This window comes from Mesobacillus subterraneus (assembly GCF_023715485.1).
Taxonomy (GTDB): domain Bacteria; phylum Bacillota; class Bacilli; order Bacillales; family Cytobacillaceae; genus Mesobacillus; species Mesobacillus subterraneus_B.
Map to the genome: position 1 here is coordinate 1 of NZ_JAMBOF010000002.1, position 15429 is coordinate 15429.

Sequence of the window (15429 nt, forward strand, 5' to 3'; positions counted from 1 at the left end):
CTGTGTTAAAATTGGACATGGATAAAGTACTCCTCTCAAAAGGTTATTGTGGTGATAACTCAGAGAGTACTTTGTCCTTTTTTCTTTGTCTAGAAAAAGGCCTTACACATACATTTATAAACCATCGAAAATAAATTTTTATTAGCGATTTTCACAACTTTATTGGCGAAAAGCCAAATTTATGGGCGAACTGGAAATTCTGCGTGATTTTTCCAGTTTGCACATAAAACTAAGAATCATTCAATCATTGACTCATAAAAAGGAGCACCCGCTCATGTGACGGGTACTCCTTTTTGCGTATTATTTAAGACGCTTTTCAAGTTCTGCTTTCTTTTCTTCGAAGCCTGGTTTGCCAAGCAATGCGAACATGTTCACTTTGTAAGCTTCAACACCTGGCTGGTCAAATGGGTTGACACCAAGCAGGTAGCCGCTCATTGCGCAAGCTTTTTCAAAGAAATAGACAAGATAGCCGAATGTGTATTCGTCAAGCTGCGGGATCGTCAACACAAGGTTTGGAACACCGCCATCTGTGTGGGCAAGCATTGTTCCTTCGAATGCTTTGTTGTTGACGAAATCAACTGTTTTTCCAGCAAGGTAGTTCAAGCCGTCAAGATCACTTGAAGCCTCTTCAATCACCATTTCATGACGAGGTTTTTCCACCTTGATGATTGTTTCGAATAAATCGCGGCGACCTTCCTGCACATACTGTCCTAGAGAGTGAAGGTCAGTTGAGAAGTTTGCAGACGAAGGATAGATGCCCTTCTGGTCTTTTCCTTCACTTTCGCCGAACAATTGCTTCCACCATTCAGAGAAGTACTGAAGGGATGGCTCATAGTTGATCAGCATTTCAATTGTTTTGCCTTTATTGTAAAGCGCGTTGCGGACAGCAGCATACTGGTATGCAGCGTTGTCTTCAAGCTCGGAATTGCTGAAGTCTTCACGCGCCTGTGCAGCACCCTTCATCATTGCTTCGATGTCTGAACCGCTGACAGCGATTGGCAGCAAGCCTACTGCAGTCAAAACGGAATAACGGCCGCCAACGTCATCAGGAATCACGAATGATTCATAGCCTTCTTCGTCAGCAAGGGTCTTCAGTGCACCGCGTGCCTTGTCAGTTGTCGCGTAGATCCGTTTACGCGCTTCTTCCACTCCGTATTTCTCTTCAAGAAGCTTGCGGAAGATTCGGAATGCGATTGCAGGCTCTGTAGTAGTACCAGATTTCGAAATGACGTTGACTGAGAAATCCTTTCCTTCTAACAGATCCATCACATCTGTCATATAGCTTGAACTGATATTGTTTCCGATGAAAATAACTTGCGGAGTCTTGCGTTTTTCTTTTGGAAGAGCGTTATAGAAGCTGTGTTGTAAAAACTCCAATGCAGCCCTGGCTCCCAAGTAAGACCCGCCAATTCCAACAACAAGCAAGACATCGGAATCGCTCTTGATTTTTTCAGCGGACTTCTGGATGCGGGAAAATTCTTCTTTATCATAGTCCACAGGCAGGTCGATCCAGCCTAGAAAATCACTGCCTGCACCTGTCTTTTCATGTAATGAATGATGGGCTACTTTTACAAAATCCCTTAAGTATGTAACTTCGTGTTCACCAAAAAAGCTTAACGCCTTTGAGTAATCAAAACGAACATGTGTCATGTCTGATCCTCCAATATTTTATATTCTCTCTCACTTTAACCAAAGCCCAGCCAAGAATCAAGAATCACACATAAGTGTAAGCGTGACCAATTGTGAAATATTTTCTAAAGTTAACGACTACGTTATTTTTTTCCTCGATTCCAATTTTTAAACCTCGGAAAAACAGAAAGGTCCGGAACGTCCGGACCTATTTATTATGGTATTCTTGCCTTGACGATCAGCCTGTGCGTCGCAGTATCAACTGGTGTGCAAGTTATCAAGGTCAGTATTTTTTCATCATCATCGCCCTCTAGAACAGAAACGTCATTTGGTTCCACAACCAGTGTTTCAAAGACTTCATATTGATATGTCTGATTTTTATCTTTTAAAGTCACAGTATCGCCGGGACCTATTTCATTGAGCCGGTTGAACATTTGGCCAAATGCGCGGCTGCGATGGGCAGCAATCGCGCTGTTTCCCGGCATACCCGGAAGCGCTGTACCTTCCAATAAACCTGAACCAAGATCCAAGTTCTTCATCGATGCTCCATTAAATATAGGCATTTTCAATTTGATCTTGTCAATTTCAATGACACCCACCATGCCTGAACTCAATTTAGGATTATCTACTGTTTTAACTGCTGCAATTTCCTCATCCTCTTTTTCAGGATCGATTGTTTCAGCATGTGTTTCACCGCTGAACACTTTCTCTAATTCCCCCAGGCTGCTGGCTGCATCACTTCTGCCTGTGCTGCTGTCTTCCCAGTTTTCGATTATTTTTTTCTGGTTGTAGGAAGTATAAAAATCTTTCATCGCAGGATAAAAGAAGATTGAAATTCCACTTAAAATCAACAAAAGAGACAATATTTTTTTCATTTTCATTCACCTCAGATATAAATAAAGAGAGGAATTTCTTCCTCTCTCGATATTGCTGTTCGGCAACTAGGCTTTGAATATGGCTGTTTCCGCTTTCGGCTAATTCTTTAGAGGATTTCTGAACCTAAGGATGACTCCTCCTGCAGCAATCAGGAAGCCGAGCAAATAGAACATCATCCTGCTGCTTTCCCCTGTCTGTGGAAGCACGCTCCACTCAGTCATATTCGAAGTTCCCCCGTGAGTATCTCCAGAGCCGGAATTGTTGACCGGTGCCGGGGAAGTATCCTCATCATTTTCTTCTTCGACCATTTCACCCTGCATGCTCCAATTCAAATTGAGGGTCAAGATGCCTTCCTTTATGTCAACCAAATCATTGGATAATTGTGATAGTAGGAATAATTTTGTCTTTCCATTGCTAGTAAGTTCGATGCCACGCACCTGTTCTAAAAGTGTCTCTTCAGTTAAAGTGATCGTCCAAACATTTTTTATATACTTGAACTCAATGCGCTTGCCATTCATCATCAATAATGCAGCACGATTAATCTGCCCTTGGCTGTCATCAACCATTAAATTCAGCGTGAAGAAGGTTACCTTTTCTTCAAGCAAATCGCAATTCTCGAGCCAATAGTTAATCGTTCCTTCAGCCTCGACGCCAACCTTAACATCACTTACTGGGACTACAAGTTCTTTTTCAGAGGTAAAAACCAGCTTGAATGCTGTAACATCATCTTTCACGAATTCGCCGCCATCCAGCAATTTGTAGAGTGGAGAGTTACCAGGGTTAGACATCTCTTTCCATTCACCATTAAGTTCGACAAAAACTTGCGAAACTGGGCTCAAACAGTCTTTCAGATGTAAATGTATTTGTGTATTTCTTGCCGCTGGTTGTTCCTGTTCAGTGTCTGTTTCCTCTTTATCAGGATCTGTTTCTCCCTTTTCAGGTATTTCACAATTTTCTAACCAGTAATTGATTGTACCGTTTGCCTCGACTCCAACCTTGACATCACTAACAGGAACGACGAATTCTTCTCCTGAAATAAAAACTAGTTTAAAGGCTGTAACATCATCTTTTACAAACTCGCCGCCATCCAGCAATTTATAAAGCGGGGAATTACCGGGGTTGGACATTTCCTTCCATTCGCCATTGAGCTGTACGGAAACGTTTGATACAGGGTTAGTACACTTATTTAGGTGCAAATGGATCTGCGTGCTTTTATTTGCATTTTCATTTGTTGACACTTCTTTTGCTTTCGTATCTGTCTCGTTGCTATCAGACTCATTTTTTTTTGCAGGTGGAGCAGAATCATCCTTTGTGCTTTCAGCTACTTCTTCTTTCTTTTCCTCTTTTTGTTTTTTTTCGTTTTTTGCTGCTTCCTTTTCTGTTTTATCCTGTTTAGCTTGTTCTTTTCCGGAATTGTTATTTTGTTCATCCTTTTTGGTTACGTTGTTGTTCGTTTGATCCGCTTTTTCTTTTTCGAAATTCTCATTTAAATCCTTAGTTTTTTCTTTATCATTTCCATTCTCATCTAAAAATGTTTGCTGATGATTAGAAGATTCTCCATTATTGCTTGCTGCAAATGCCCCTGTTGCAGGCAGACTGCTGAAAAGTATAAGCATAAATGCTAACAAAATTGATAACTGTTTTAAAGCTTTCAAGTGACCTGACCCCTTTTCATAATTAATTTACTTAAATTAGCGCATGACAAATATACTGAATATTCAGTCATTTTATTTTAAATTTATCCTCCTTTTTTCGAAAATCACTAGTTTCTCTGGACAAAAAAAGCCGCCAGGAATAATTCTGTTTCCATGGCGGCTGGACGATCATAGCTGCCTATTCGCAGCCTTAGACTCCTGGCTTTGCGTCCCTGCCTTTCAGCAGGTTTGCTATTATCATGAATGATGACTTTTCTCATGTAAACTATTCCTTAGGCTCCATTGTCTTACAGTAAGAGAATTACCACACTTAACCATCCACTTAAACATAAAGGACTATGAAAATTATTGGTAATTTTTTCTTAAATCTCATCTTTTAACAGGAATATGTGACAAAATCAGTTGTTTCCCGAGCAATTCAAGTGCTTTCCAAAGGATTTTTGACCTATCACAAATACAAAGGACCCAGGTTATCCCGGGTCCTTCTTTAAGATAAGTTTGTTATAGTGACATACGATAAATCTCAAGGACGTTTTCACGATTTAATTTAGCGAAATTGCCAAATTCTCCGTTGGCCATCGCCTTATCAGCCATTAATTCAATCTTGCTGTCATCAATATCGTAGTCTGCAAGCCTTGACGGAGCGCCAATGCTCTTCCAGAATTCACGCAGCTTCTCGATTCCTTCAAGACCAGCCTCTTCGTCTGTTTTGCCTTCAGGATTCACGTCAAAGACGCGGACTGCCATTTTCTTGAATCTCTCTGGTTTCACCTTAAGATTATGCTTCATCCAGTTCGGGAACAAGATGGCCAGCCCGCCTCCATGGGGGATGTCATAGACAGCCGATACGGCATGCTCGATATTATGAGTAGCCCAGTCGCCGCGGTAACCCATTGAAAGCATGCCATTCAGCGCCATCGTACCCGCATATAGGATTGTTGCTCGATACTCGTAATTTTCGAGATCTTCTAGAAGCTTAGGTCCAGTTTCCATAACTGTCAGCAGCAGCGATTCGCACATGCGATCCTGGAATTCTGTGTTCTCAGTCAAATGGAAATAGTGTTCAAACACGTGCGACATCATATCGACGATTCCATAGATTGTCTGGTCTTTTGGAACGGTAAAAGTATTTACAGGGTCAAGAATCGAGAAACGAGGGAATGTCACAGGACTGCCCCAGCCGTACTTTTCGTTCGTCTCCCAATTCGTTATGACAGAGCCGGCATTCATTTCCGAACCAGTTGCCGCCAGGGTAAGAACAGTTCCGAATGGAAGTGCTTCTGTGGCAAAAGCCTTTTTAGTAACAAGATCCCAGGCATCCCCGTCATATTTCGCACCAGCCGCGATTGCCTTTGTGCAGTCGATGACACTGCCGCCGCCAACCGCTAGCAGGAACTCAATCCCTTCTTCCTTGCAGATTTTAACACCTTTATGGACTGTCGACAGGCGAGGGTTTGGTTCAACACCAGGAAGTTCGAAAACCTCCGCGCCGATTTCTTTCAACAAGCTCATGACGGAATCATAAAGCCCATTGCGCTTGATGCTGCCGCCACCGTAGACAAGAAGAACTCTTTTGCCGTATTGAGGCACCTCATTCTTAAGTTCTTCAAGCTGCCCTTTTCCAAAAATCAATTTAGTTGGATTATAAAATGTAAAGTTATCCATGTAAATTCACCTTCCTTACCGCTCATTATGTTCCTTTTTAAAAACCAATGCAAAAAATAACACTTCTTAATATGCTCCAATGTGCTGTAAAATGTTAGCACATTTTTTACCAGGGTAAACGAAAAGCATAGCGGTAATGCATAAATATTTCGCCGCTGAATCAACCTATACACGAACCACTATATTTTTTAAGGAGGCAACACCCATGAGCGGTATTCAACGAATAGCATTGGTTCTAACAATTATCGGGGCCATCAACTGGGGCCTAGTCGGATTCTTCCAATTTGATCTTGTTGCAGCAATTTTCGGCGGCCAGGATTCAGCATTGGCCAGAATCGTATACGGCTTGGTTGGACTTGCTGGTTTAATTAACATCGGACTTCTTTTCGCACCAAGCGAGAGAGAAGAAAGAGCTGCTGAACCACGGGCAACTCGATAAATACATGAAAAGACCCGCCTTGGATGAGGCGGGTCTTTTCATGTTTAGGATTATGATAGAACTTTTTCGATTCGTTCGATTGCCCAGTCCAATTCTTCCTGGCTGATCACTAGCGGAGGCGCAAAACGGATGACAGTGTCATGAGTCTCCTTGCAGAGCAGCCCTTCTTCCTTAAGCTCCTCGCAATATTTGCGTGCAGGTTCAGTTAGTTCTACACCAATGAACAAACCGCGCCCGCGGATATCTTTAATTTTTGGATTATCAATTTCGCGAAGCTTGCTGATAAAATATTCTCCAAGCTCCAATGAACGGTCTGCGAGCTTTTCATCAATCAATACATCAAGGGATGCGATCGAAACAGCACACGCCATCGGGTTTCCGCCGAATGTTGAACCGTGTGAACCTGGATTGAAAACGCCAAGCACATCATTGTCCGCAACGACGCAGGAAATCGGGAATACCCCGCCGCCGAGCGCCTTGCCAAGAATGTACATATCCGGCTCGATACCTTCCCATTCACAAGCGAACATTTTTCCAGACCTTGCAAGACCAGCCTGGATTTCATCAGCGACAAACAAAACATTGTTTTCTTTACAAAGGTCATATGCAGCTTTCATGAAGCCTTCCGGCGGGATGACGATCCCCGCTTCACCCTGGATAGGCTCAATTAAAAAGGCCGCTGTATCAGGAGTGATAGCTTCCTTCAAAGCTTCAAGATCTCCGTAAGGAATCAACTTGATTCCAGGAAGCATCGGGCCAAAGCCGCGCTTATATTCTGCTTCTGATGATAGCGAAACCGCTGTCATTGTCCGGCCATGGAAATTGCCGACGCAAGCGATGACCTCGGCCTGGTTATCAGCTACGCCCTTTACATCATATGCCCAGCGGCGAGCTGCTTTAATTGCAGTTTCTACTGCCTCAGCTCCCGTGTTCATAGGCAAAGCCATATCTTTATTCGTTAACTTACAGATTTTTTCGTACCATGGACCGAGCTGGTCATTATGGAACGCTCTAGAAGTCAGCGTCACACGATCAGCCTGATCTTTAAGCGCCTGGATAATTTTTGGATGGCGGTGCCCCTGGTTAACTGCAGAGTACGCGCTCAGCATGTCCATATATTTGTTGCCCTCAGGATCCTCCACCCAGACTCCCTCTGCCTTTGAAATAACGATTGGCAGCGGATGATAGTTGTGCGCACCATACTTTTCTGTCTGCTCAATCAGAGAACTTGTTATAGTTGTCATGATACTTCCTCCGTTCCAATGAAAAAAATTGGTTAGACAATCATATTGTAACCTGTAAACACTTTCATTTTAACCCCCTTAAAAAGAAAAAACGGCATTTAACCCGTTTTTCGTAATCAAGGGTGGGCATTGAGAGCTGGTTTATCGAGCTATAATGGTTTGAAGGACCTGCATACCAACTTCGCTCCATAATGAAACTGGTGTTGCAACGGCCTTTCTTTTACTCGAATTCACTTAAAAGTCGACAAGCAAGCACTGTATATTTTTTCTTTTCTCCTAAGGTGCAGCTGGGTATAAAAAAAACCGGACTAGATGTCCGGTTTCGCAATGATACTTATTTCTTAGCCATATCTGACTGGTCGATCCACTCTTGAAGCTTATCCTTCAAAGTGTTGAAGCCTTGAGCTGAATCATCCTGGTATTGAACAACTGCAGCTGGACGCTTAGCGCGTGGCTTCTTTGGAGCACGTTGAACTTGCTCAGGTGCTTCTTCAGTTGCACGGATTGATAATCCAATTTTTCCAGCAGCTTCATCAATTGACAAAACTTTCACTTTCACTTCGTCGCCAACTGACAGGCGCTCGTTAATATCCTTAACGTAACCGTGCGTGATTTCTGAAATGTGCACTAGACCTTGTGTATTTTCATCTAATGCAACGAAAGCGCCATATGGCTGGATTCCTGTAACTTTTCCTGTTAAAACACTGCCTACTTCAATTTTCTCTGACATCGAAACACTCCTAAATTTTCTTTTATTTTATCCCATTAATACGCAATTAAAAATTATATCACATATTATAGGTTTAATCAAAAGGAATAAGATAATTCTTATTTAGGTGTTTCCAAATTTTATCCAGGATATTGGAAAGGCATATATCTTACTTTCCAAATGCCATCTTCCTGAGTCATTTGGAAAATAAGTGAATCGGCATCATCTGAGTAGTGAAGTTGGACGCCAACTGGTTTTCCAAGGTCATCTTCAGCATAAAACAATGTGGCAAACTGATATCCTCTAAGTACATTGCCCAAGCTTGATCCATTGCCCTGTTCCTTTAAGAATTGTTCTAAATTGGGCATTGCATCATTTTGGCTGTACAAGGCATACATTGTTTCATAATCACCTTGTTCATTCGCGTGGAAATATAAACTCATGATTTCAAAAGGATTATATTGTTTTAGTATATTCAAATCCTTTTGGGATGAAAATTCATTATAGCTGGCCAAGAGTTCATTTGATAATGGAAGGATGTCTGAAAAGACGTCTTCATTTTTAAGATTATTGGGAGCGACCATATATATTGGAAAACTTACCATTTGATTGTCAAAATCAGTTGGCTTTTGAAATTTATTTCTTTCAAGTTCTTCATAAAATCTCTTTATTGATTTCCCAGTGTCTGTCTCTGGATACACACTCATGATACTTTTAAATGCTTCCTTAACCTCATCCTTCAATACATTATGTTCATCAAAAATAGCGCTGGGATTTGGTCCATGCACAAATTCCGCATAATAGGACTTTACATCGCCAATTATCCATTCTTTAATCATTTCGTGTGTAAAGGTATGGATCACCTTTTCATATTTCACCAGCAGCTCTCCGAGTTTTTGATAAGAAAGGACTCTACCTTGATGGTCATGAATTTTTTCGTCCCTTAACTCCAAATAGGTTATAAAATCTTCATGTACGTTTGGTTTCAATTGGTCTGCTACCCATGAATAATTGATTTCCGAGTGGATTGCACCTGCTTCATTTCCCTTAAAGTAATAGCCATTCTCTTTGGCCCCTGCAGCAAGTGATCTTAATTGGTCATTTTTAATTCCTTTTCCACCACTATTTAGTTTTGCAGCAAGTCTTGCTGCACTTTCTTCCTTCAGCTCTTTTTCAAACAAACTAGTTATATCTGAATGCCAATAAACGGACTGATAATACTCAAGCTGAAGTAACAGCTGTTGCTCAAGTTCCATATCCCCGTAACGATCGCGATCATCACCGTGAAACTTTTCTATTACCTCCGAAGGCAGGGTAAATGTCTTATCAATCCTTTCTTTAATGTGTTGTTTCATTTCCATTAGTTCATCCTGATTGTAGTTTTCTAAGTTATCAAGTGCGTTTGCTTTTGTGTCATCGATTTCATTTAGGAGTTGAGGAGCTAAAGGAATTTCAACTGTTCTATATGAAAGTCCCAGCTTTTCTTCAACTTCAGCTTGTTTACTGTAAAAATATTTCTCAATCATTTCAAATTGCTCTTCCACATGTGCTGCCTTTACTTCTCCGGTTATACTATTCTCTCCTGACCGATGTTCCCCTGGATTTAGGCTATGATTTGAAATATACTGCATCATCAAAATCCCGGCAATCAACCCAACACCGATAAAACTGGCCGCATACGGCAAGTGAAACCATTTATTGTGGTTCTTTCTCTTCTGATCCTTTTTTATGGCAGCGAGAATTGCAGAACGGTTCTCTTCTTCTGGGATATCGTTGTACGCTTTTTTCAGGCTATCGAGACGTTTTTCCAATAACTGATCATCCATGGTTTTCACCTTCCCTTTTCTCTGCCAGGGCGAGCAGTTTTTTCAAATGGTCCTTCCCTCTTAAAAGGCGTGTTTTAACATTTGCCAGTGATATGCCAGTAATGTCCGCTATCTCATCGTAGCTTTTATCATGGAAATAAAAGAGGACGATTGGAATCCTGTATTTTTCATCTAGTTTTTGAATGCAATCATGCAACGTCTTGTCTTCCTCAAAGCGAAGGATATTTTCTTCTGCGGTTTTGCCGTTGTATGTCCTCTCTTTGCCAAATTTCAAAACCTTCTTGATCTGTCTTTGTTTATTCCGGGCAAAATCCCTTGTTACGTTTAATGTTATTTTATACAGCCATGTCGTGAATTTCGCATGTGAAAACTGGTCAAGGAAACGAAACACCCTGACAAACACTTCCTGCGTGATATCGTCTATGTCGTCATATTTGTTCCCGAGCTGGAAGGCGAAGCGTTTGACTGTTGGAGTATGAATATCAATAAGCTCCGCAAAAGCCTGCATATTGCCGTTCCGTGCCCGGAAAACTAATTCCTCATCATTCATTCGAAGCCCCCAAACTGATTACCTTCGTTGTTAATGTCGGCAAACTAATTGTTTTTTTTATGCTAGGCGCAGTACGGCCGATCGCATCAGTCGTGATGTCGCTGCAAAAGCGCTCTTGTAAAACAACTTCAACAATAAAACGAAGTCTTTTGTGCATTTGTTTCAAAAAAATAGCAAAAAACTAAATTACTGGTGATAACCTGTTATCGCTATGCTTTTCCCTTAAAAAATAGTAACATGGAGAAATGAATTTTCTGTCTTATCAGAAAGTTGTTTTTGGAATAATTAGATTTTGTAAAAGGAGTTTTCTAAATGGAGAAGCACGAACAATGGACATCAAAGCTGGGGTTCATCCTGGCGGCGGCGGGATCTGCCATTGGTCTCGGGGCAATCTGGAAGTTCCCCTATATGGCAGGTACAAATGGGGGCGGGATCTTCCTTATTTTCTTCCTGCTTATGACGATTTTTATCGGGGCACCGATTTTATTGGCCGAATTCATTATTGGCCGTAACACACAAAAGGATGCAGTCATGTCATACAAGCACCTGGCACCAAAAAGTGCATGGCCTATGCTTGGCTATGGCGGCGTCATTGCTTCTTTTCTTATCCTTTCATTCTACAGTGTCGTCGGCGGCTGGATTCTTTCTTATTTAACCAGAAGCTTCACTGGCTCTTTATCCGGCTTGACGCAAGCTGAGTACGGAGCCACTTTTGATAGGATAATCTCCAGCCCCTATGAGGCTGTTGCTGTTCAATTTCTTTTTATGCTGCTTACGATCTGGGTTGTCCAGGGCGGCGTACAGAAGGGCATTGAAAAAGCCAGTAAATATATGATGCCTGCGCTTTTTGTCCTGTTTATCATACTTGTCATCCGTTCCCTCACGCTAGAAGGAGCAATGGCAGGCGTTGAATTCTTCCTGAAGCCTGATTGGTCTGCCGTCACTGGCGAAACCATCCTGCTGGCGCTCGGACAGTCCTTTTTCGCATTGAGCGTGGGCCTGTCTGTTATGGTTACGTACGCTTCATATCTATCCAAGGGAGAGAGCCTGGCAAAGTCAGCGTTCTCGGTTGTCGGCTTGAACATCTTCATTTCGCTTCTCGCTGGTCTGGTTATTTTTCCTGCAGTGTTTGCGCTCGGATTTGAGCCGGAAGCAGGGCCAGGATTGGTTTTTGTCGTGCTGCCTGCCGTTTTTGATCAGCTCGCATTCGGGGGACTTTTCTTAACAATCTTTTTAGTTCTGCTGCTGTTCGCTACCCTGACTTCTGCTTTTTCAATATTGGAAATTATCGTAGCCGTACTTGCAAAGGGCGATCAGCAAAAAAGAAAAAAATATTCCTGGATTGCCGGACTGCTCGTATTTGCAGCTGGCATTCCCAATGCACTTTCCTTTGGTGTTTTATCAGAGGTGAAGTTTTTCGGTAAGACTTTCTTTGACCTTGCCGATTTCCTGACAAGCAATATTGCCCTGCCGCTTGGCGCGTTTTTCATCGCGATTTTTGTTGGCTACGCATTGCCAAGAAAAATCGTCAGGCAGGAGCTGGAAGCAGGGACAGGGGGAAATCCACTCCTATTTAAAATCTGGTATTTTTCCATCCGCTACATCGTACCTGTTGGGATCGGCATTGTCTTTTTACAGTCCATTGGCATTCTTTAAAATGTGGCTGTGTTGATTTATGCACCTCTCTGGTTGGAGCGAAAGCCACGAAACCCAAAGTTAAAAAAACGTTCATAATATTGTCGTTATTTTCAAAAAACTTCTGATAAAATAATAGTAGGAGATATTTTATGGAGGTGAAGAGCGATGAATTCAATTGGCCATAATATCAAGAGCTGCCGTGAACGTATGGGAATATCCCAGGAGGAGCTCGCTTTAAAAATCAGAGTCGGTACGCAAACCATCAGACGGTACGAAAGCGGCGAACAGACACCTAATTCCCAGACGATTTTAAAAATCTCAACTGCCCTTGATGTCCCAGCTTCCGAGTTAATGGGACAATTCTATTATTCTTCACAGCCAGAACTTGATCAAAAGCCAAGCAGCCTGTAACCGGACGGACATGATATAGGAAAACGGCTGACGGAGCGGGCAGATAAAATCTGCCCGCTCTTTTACATATAAAAATTTTATTTAGGAAGATGTATATCATTCTGGCAAACTGGTTATCCTTATAGCATAAGGCTTTCTAGTATTCCCCCCCTTTTTAATGGACACCTGTATTAGGTGTCCATCTTTTTTTGTATTCTCCCTGTTGCTTACATCGTACCGTAATATGAATACTATTTTCCGTCTTGAAAAACCTATATCAAGTGAGCTAATAGTAATAAAAGCAATGAATAAACGATTTTATGCGTGTGAAGTTCTGATTCACGGGGAAAATAAAAGTCATACCTTACATATTCCACAAATAATGTCAGGAGTGAAAGCCGCATGGAATTTGCCAGGAATAAAACCGTAAAAGGAATCGATTTATATTACGAACACTATGTCCATCCAGAATCAAAAGAAACTCTGGTCCTTCTCCACGGTTTTCTTTCCTCTACTTTCAGCTTCAGGCATTTGATTCCGCTGCTGAAAGAGGACTATAACGTCATATCCGTGGACCTCCCGCCTTTTGGGAAAAGCGGCAAGGTGTCCAGTTTTAAATATTCGTATCACAATCTGGCGACGACAGTTGTAGAATTGATGAAATCGCTGGGAATCCAGGAGTTCAATGTCGTAGGTCATTCAATGGGCGGCCAGATCGCCTTGAACATTCTTTTGCATTATCCCGAATATGCTAAAAAGGGCATATTGCTGTGCAGCTCAGGCTATTTAAAAAAGGCAAAATTGCCTCTAGTTCTCTCAAGTTATATTCCTTATTTCCATCTGTACGTTAAATTCCATCTCGCAAAGTCTGGTGTGAAGCAAAACCTGCAAAACGTCGTTTATAACCATTCGATGATCAATGATGAAATGCTGTATGGCTATCTGTCCCCCTTCCTTGAGGATGATATTTTCAAAGCATTGACGATGATGATCAGGCATCGCGAGGGCGACCTTACTTCAGATGAGCTGAAAAAAGTGGAAGCGCCTTGCCTGATGATTTGGGGTGAGCATGATAAGGTCGTGCCAGTAAGTGTTGGCAGACGCCTGAAAAAGGATTTGAGGAATTCCGAACTGGTTGTACTTAAGGAAACGGGCCATCTCGTACCGGAAGAAAGGCCTGAGGAAGTTCATCAGCTGATCAACAGGTTCATCATTGGTACTGAAGAAAAAGTGGAAGCAACTGCAAACGGCAGCCGCTAATGGCTGCCGTTTACTTATAAGGAGCAAACATCTTCGTTTTTAATCGCAAGCAGGATATTCGCGACTGAAAGACATTCTTTATAGGGCAAAACCTGTTCAAATGAAAATTCAAATACTGACTGGATCCTCCCTGCGATTTTTTCTGCATCATCATAGTCGTGCACAGCCTGGAGGATATCCGCGATTTCCGGGTCAAATTCACCTTCTCCCATGTTAAAAGGATCCCATTTATTCAAAACATCGATTAATTTATAGCTGAGTTCTTTAGATTCCAATCCAATCACCTGATATTTTTTTAAAAATATTTTATCATAAAGATAGTGAGAGATAAATTTTCAGGAAAAGGCGGTGCGTACATAGTGGATCGAATTGATTTTGATAAAGTGGTTGACCGCAGCAACTCCCATTCTGTGAAATGGGATTTTACGAAGAATGTTTTTGGAACAGAGGATGTTCTGCCGATGTGGGTAGCGGATATGGATTTTCATCCTCCGGAGCCGGTAATCAAGGCATTAAAAGACCGGATTGACCATGGTGTTTTTGGTTATACATTTGTCCCATTTTCAGTTACTGAAGCTATCCAGGACTGGATGAAAAAGCGCCACGACTGTGAGTTTGAGAAGTCATCGATTGTTTTCAGTGAAGGTGTTGTCCCTTCGATTAGTACTGCGATCCGCGCCTTCACAGAAAAAGGCGACAAGGTGCTGGTGCATTCACCTGTATACACGCCATTTTTCAATATGGTGAAAAACAATGGCAGGACGCTCGTCACTTCCAGCTTGATTTATGAAAATAACCGGTATGAACTCGATTTTGCGGATTTTGCAGCGAAGTTAAAAGAGGGCGTGAAGATGTTCATACTCTGCAACCCTCATAATCCAGGCGGCAGGGTCTGGACAAAAGAAGAACTCGAAAAACTTGGGGACCTCTGTGTGGAGCATGATTGCCTGATTGTTTCCGATGAAATTCATTCTGACCTGGTATTCGAGCCCCATGTCCATATTCCAATTGCTTCGATTAAGGATGCTTTCAAGGAAGTTACGGTTACATTTGTCGCGCCAAGCAAGACGTTCAACCTTGCTGGTCTTCAGGCATCAGCTGCGATCATCCCGAACAAGGAATTGAAAGCGAAGTTCAAGGAAGTCCAGCAGCAGCAAGGTTTTTTCACCCTCAACGCATTCGCCATAGCTGGAATGGAAGCGGCATATCGAGAAGGCGAGCCATGGCTTGAACAGCTGCTGCCCTATTTAAATGAAAATATGGAAACTGCCACTAATTTTATTGAGGAAAATTTGCCTGCGCTGAAGCCGATGAAAGCTGACGCAACGTATCTGTTGTGGATTGACTGCAGAGAGCTCGGGCTGAGTGATGAGGAAATCAAGGAAAAGCTGCTGTACAAAGGCAAACTCGGCCTTGAACCTGGCACGAAATACGGGGAAGGCGGGGAAGGCTTTGTCAGGATGAACCTAGCCTGCCCGCGGGAAACGTTGAATGAAGGCCTCGAGAGGCTGAAGAGAGCATTCAGCTAATTTAGATATAAAAGAGAGA

General features: G+C 42.2%; 14 protein-coding genes and 1 riboswitch. Of the genes, 5 read left to right on the plus strand and 9 right to left on the minus strand.

Annotation, left to right across the window (positions count from 1 at the left end; all coding sequences use genetic code 11):
* Positions 1 to 300 precede the first annotated feature (300 nt).
* The 4 genes from M3204_RS02540 to M3204_RS02555 form a co-directional block, all read right to left on the minus strand.
* Positions 301 to 1650 carry a glucose-6-phosphate isomerase gene (locus M3204_RS02540; RefSeq protein WP_251478147.1) on the minus strand — a complete coding sequence of 450 codons (1350 nt, stop codon included), beginning with the start codon at positions 1648 to 1650 and terminating at the stop codon, positions 301 to 303.
* Between the two features lie 194 nt (positions 1651 to 1844).
* Entirely contained in the window at positions 1845 to 2504 is a 660-nt protein-coding gene (locus tag M3204_RS02545; protein ID WP_251478150.1) for a class D sortase, read from the minus strand.
* A 99-nt stretch (positions 2505 to 2603) separates the two neighbouring features.
* Positions 2604 to 4160 carry an LPXTG cell wall anchor domain-containing protein gene (locus tag M3204_RS02550; RefSeq protein ID WP_251478152.1) on the minus strand — a complete coding sequence of 519 codons (1557 nt, stop codon included), beginning with the start codon at positions 4158 to 4160 and terminating at the stop codon, positions 2604 to 2606.
* A 152-nt stretch (positions 4161 to 4312) separates the two neighbouring features.
* Positions 4313 to 4403: riboswitch (cyclic di-GMP riboswitch) on the minus strand.
* A 258-nt stretch (positions 4404 to 4661) separates the two neighbouring features.
* A complete protein-coding gene (locus M3204_RS02555) occupies positions 4662 to 5825 on the minus strand; it encodes an iron-containing alcohol dehydrogenase (RefSeq protein ID WP_251478155.1) in 1164 nt (387 codons plus the stop codon).
* Positions 5826 to 6030: 205 nt separating this feature from the next.
* On the opposite strand from M3204_RS02555, the gene M3204_RS02560 reads away from it, so the two are divergent.
* A complete protein-coding gene (locus M3204_RS02560; RefSeq protein WP_251478158.1) occupies positions 6031 to 6264 on the plus strand; it encodes a DUF378 domain-containing protein in 234 nt (77 codons plus the stop codon).
* 50 nt (positions 6265 to 6314) lie between these two features.
* On the opposite strand, the gene M3204_RS02565 is transcribed toward M3204_RS02560, so the two are convergent.
* From M3204_RS02565 to M3204_RS02580, 4 genes are all read right to left on the minus strand, one after another.
* Positions 6315 to 7508 carry an ornithine--oxo-acid transaminase gene (locus M3204_RS02565; RefSeq protein WP_251478161.1) on the minus strand — a complete coding sequence of 398 codons (1194 nt, stop codon included), beginning with the start codon at positions 7506 to 7508 and terminating at the stop codon, positions 6315 to 6317.
* Positions 7509 to 7842: 334 nt separating this feature from the next.
* On the minus strand, positions 7843 to 8238 hold the full coding sequence (gene yugI / locus M3204_RS02570; RefSeq protein ID WP_251478164.1) for a S1 domain-containing post-transcriptional regulator GSP13: 396 nt from the start codon (positions 8236 to 8238) through the stop codon (positions 7843 to 7845).
* 119 nt (positions 8239 to 8357) lie between these two features.
* Positions 8358 to 10043 (minus strand): hypothetical protein, encoded by a 1686-nt coding sequence (locus tag M3204_RS02575; RefSeq protein WP_251478167.1) that lies wholly within the window; start codon positions 10041 to 10043, stop codon positions 8358 to 8360.
* Positions 10036 to 10593 (minus strand): RNA polymerase sigma factor, encoded by a 558-nt coding sequence (locus tag M3204_RS02580; protein WP_251478170.1) that lies wholly within the window; start codon positions 10591 to 10593, stop codon positions 10036 to 10038. Before M3204_RS02580 ends, M3204_RS02575 begins: the two co-directional genes overlap by 8 nt.
* Positions 10594 to 10905: 312 nt before the next feature.
* Here M3204_RS02580 and M3204_RS02585 point away from each other — a divergent pair, with 312 nt between their 5' ends.
* The 3 genes from M3204_RS02585 to M3204_RS02595 all read left to right on the plus strand — a co-directional run bounded on the left by M3204_RS02585 (position 10906) and on the right by M3204_RS02595 (position 13881).
* Positions 10906 to 12249 (plus strand): sodium-dependent transporter, encoded by a 1344-nt coding sequence (locus tag M3204_RS02585; protein ID WP_251478172.1) that lies wholly within the window; start codon positions 10906 to 10908, stop codon positions 12247 to 12249.
* A 147-nt stretch (positions 12250 to 12396) separates the two neighbouring features.
* Positions 12397 to 12642 (plus strand): helix-turn-helix domain-containing protein, encoded by a 246-nt coding sequence (locus M3204_RS02590; RefSeq protein ID WP_251478176.1) that lies wholly within the window; start codon positions 12397 to 12399, stop codon positions 12640 to 12642.
* 381 nt (positions 12643 to 13023) lie between these two features.
* Entirely contained in the window at positions 13024 to 13881 is an 858-nt protein-coding gene (locus tag M3204_RS02595; RefSeq protein ID WP_251478179.1) for an alpha/beta fold hydrolase, read from the plus strand.
* Between the two features lie 14 nt (positions 13882 to 13895).
* On the opposite strand, the gene M3204_RS02600 is transcribed toward M3204_RS02595, so the two are convergent.
* A complete protein-coding gene (locus tag M3204_RS02600; protein ID WP_251478182.1) occupies positions 13896 to 14156 on the minus strand; it encodes a DUF1871 family protein in 261 nt (86 codons plus the stop codon).
* An 84-nt stretch (positions 14157 to 14240) separates the two neighbouring features.
* On the opposite strand from M3204_RS02600, the gene M3204_RS02605 reads away from it, so the two are divergent.
* On the plus strand, positions 14241 to 15410 hold the full coding sequence (locus M3204_RS02605) for a MalY/PatB family protein (protein ID WP_353056023.1): 1170 nt from the start codon (positions 14241 to 14243) through the stop codon (positions 15408 to 15410).
* Positions 15411 to 15429: the final 19 nt, after the last annotated feature.

Coding starts and splice junctions, on each gene's coding strand:
- M3204_RS02545 (WP_251478150.1), bottom strand. CDS start 2,504: ATGAAAAAAATATTGTCTCTTTTGTTGATTTTAAGTGGAATTTCAATC.
- yugI (WP_251478164.1), bottom strand. CDS start 8,238: ATGTCAGAGAAAATTGAAGTAGGCAGTGTTTTAACAGGAAAAGTTACA.
- M3204_RS02580 (WP_251478170.1), bottom strand. CDS start 10,593: ATGAATGATGAGGAATTAGTTTTCCGGGCACGGAACGGCAATATGCAG.
- M3204_RS02585 (WP_251478172.1), top strand. CDS start 10,906: ATGGAGAAGCACGAACAATGGACATCAAAGCTGGGGTTCATCCTGGCG.
- M3204_RS02595 (WP_251478179.1), top strand. CDS start 13,024: ATGGAATTTGCCAGGAATAAAACCGTAAAAGGAATCGATTTATATTAC.
- M3204_RS02555 (WP_251478155.1), bottom strand. CDS start 5,825: ATGGATAACTTTACATTTTATAATCCAACTAAATTGATTTTTGGAAAA.
- M3204_RS02575 (WP_251478167.1), bottom strand. CDS start 10,043: ATGGATGATCAGTTATTGGAAAAACGTCTCGATAGCCTGAAAAAAGCG.
- M3204_RS02540 (WP_251478147.1), bottom strand. CDS start 1,650: ATGACACATGTTCGTTTTGATTACTCAAAGGCGTTAAGCTTTTTTGGT.
- M3204_RS02565 (WP_251478161.1), bottom strand. CDS start 7,508: ATGACAACTATAACAAGTTCTCTGATTGAGCAGACAGAAAAGTATGGT.
- M3204_RS02590 (WP_251478176.1), top strand. CDS start 12,397: ATGAATTCAATTGGCCATAATATCAAGAGCTGCCGTGAACGTATGGGA.
- M3204_RS02560 (WP_251478158.1), top strand. CDS start 6,031: ATGAGCGGTATTCAACGAATAGCATTGGTTCTAACAATTATCGGGGCC.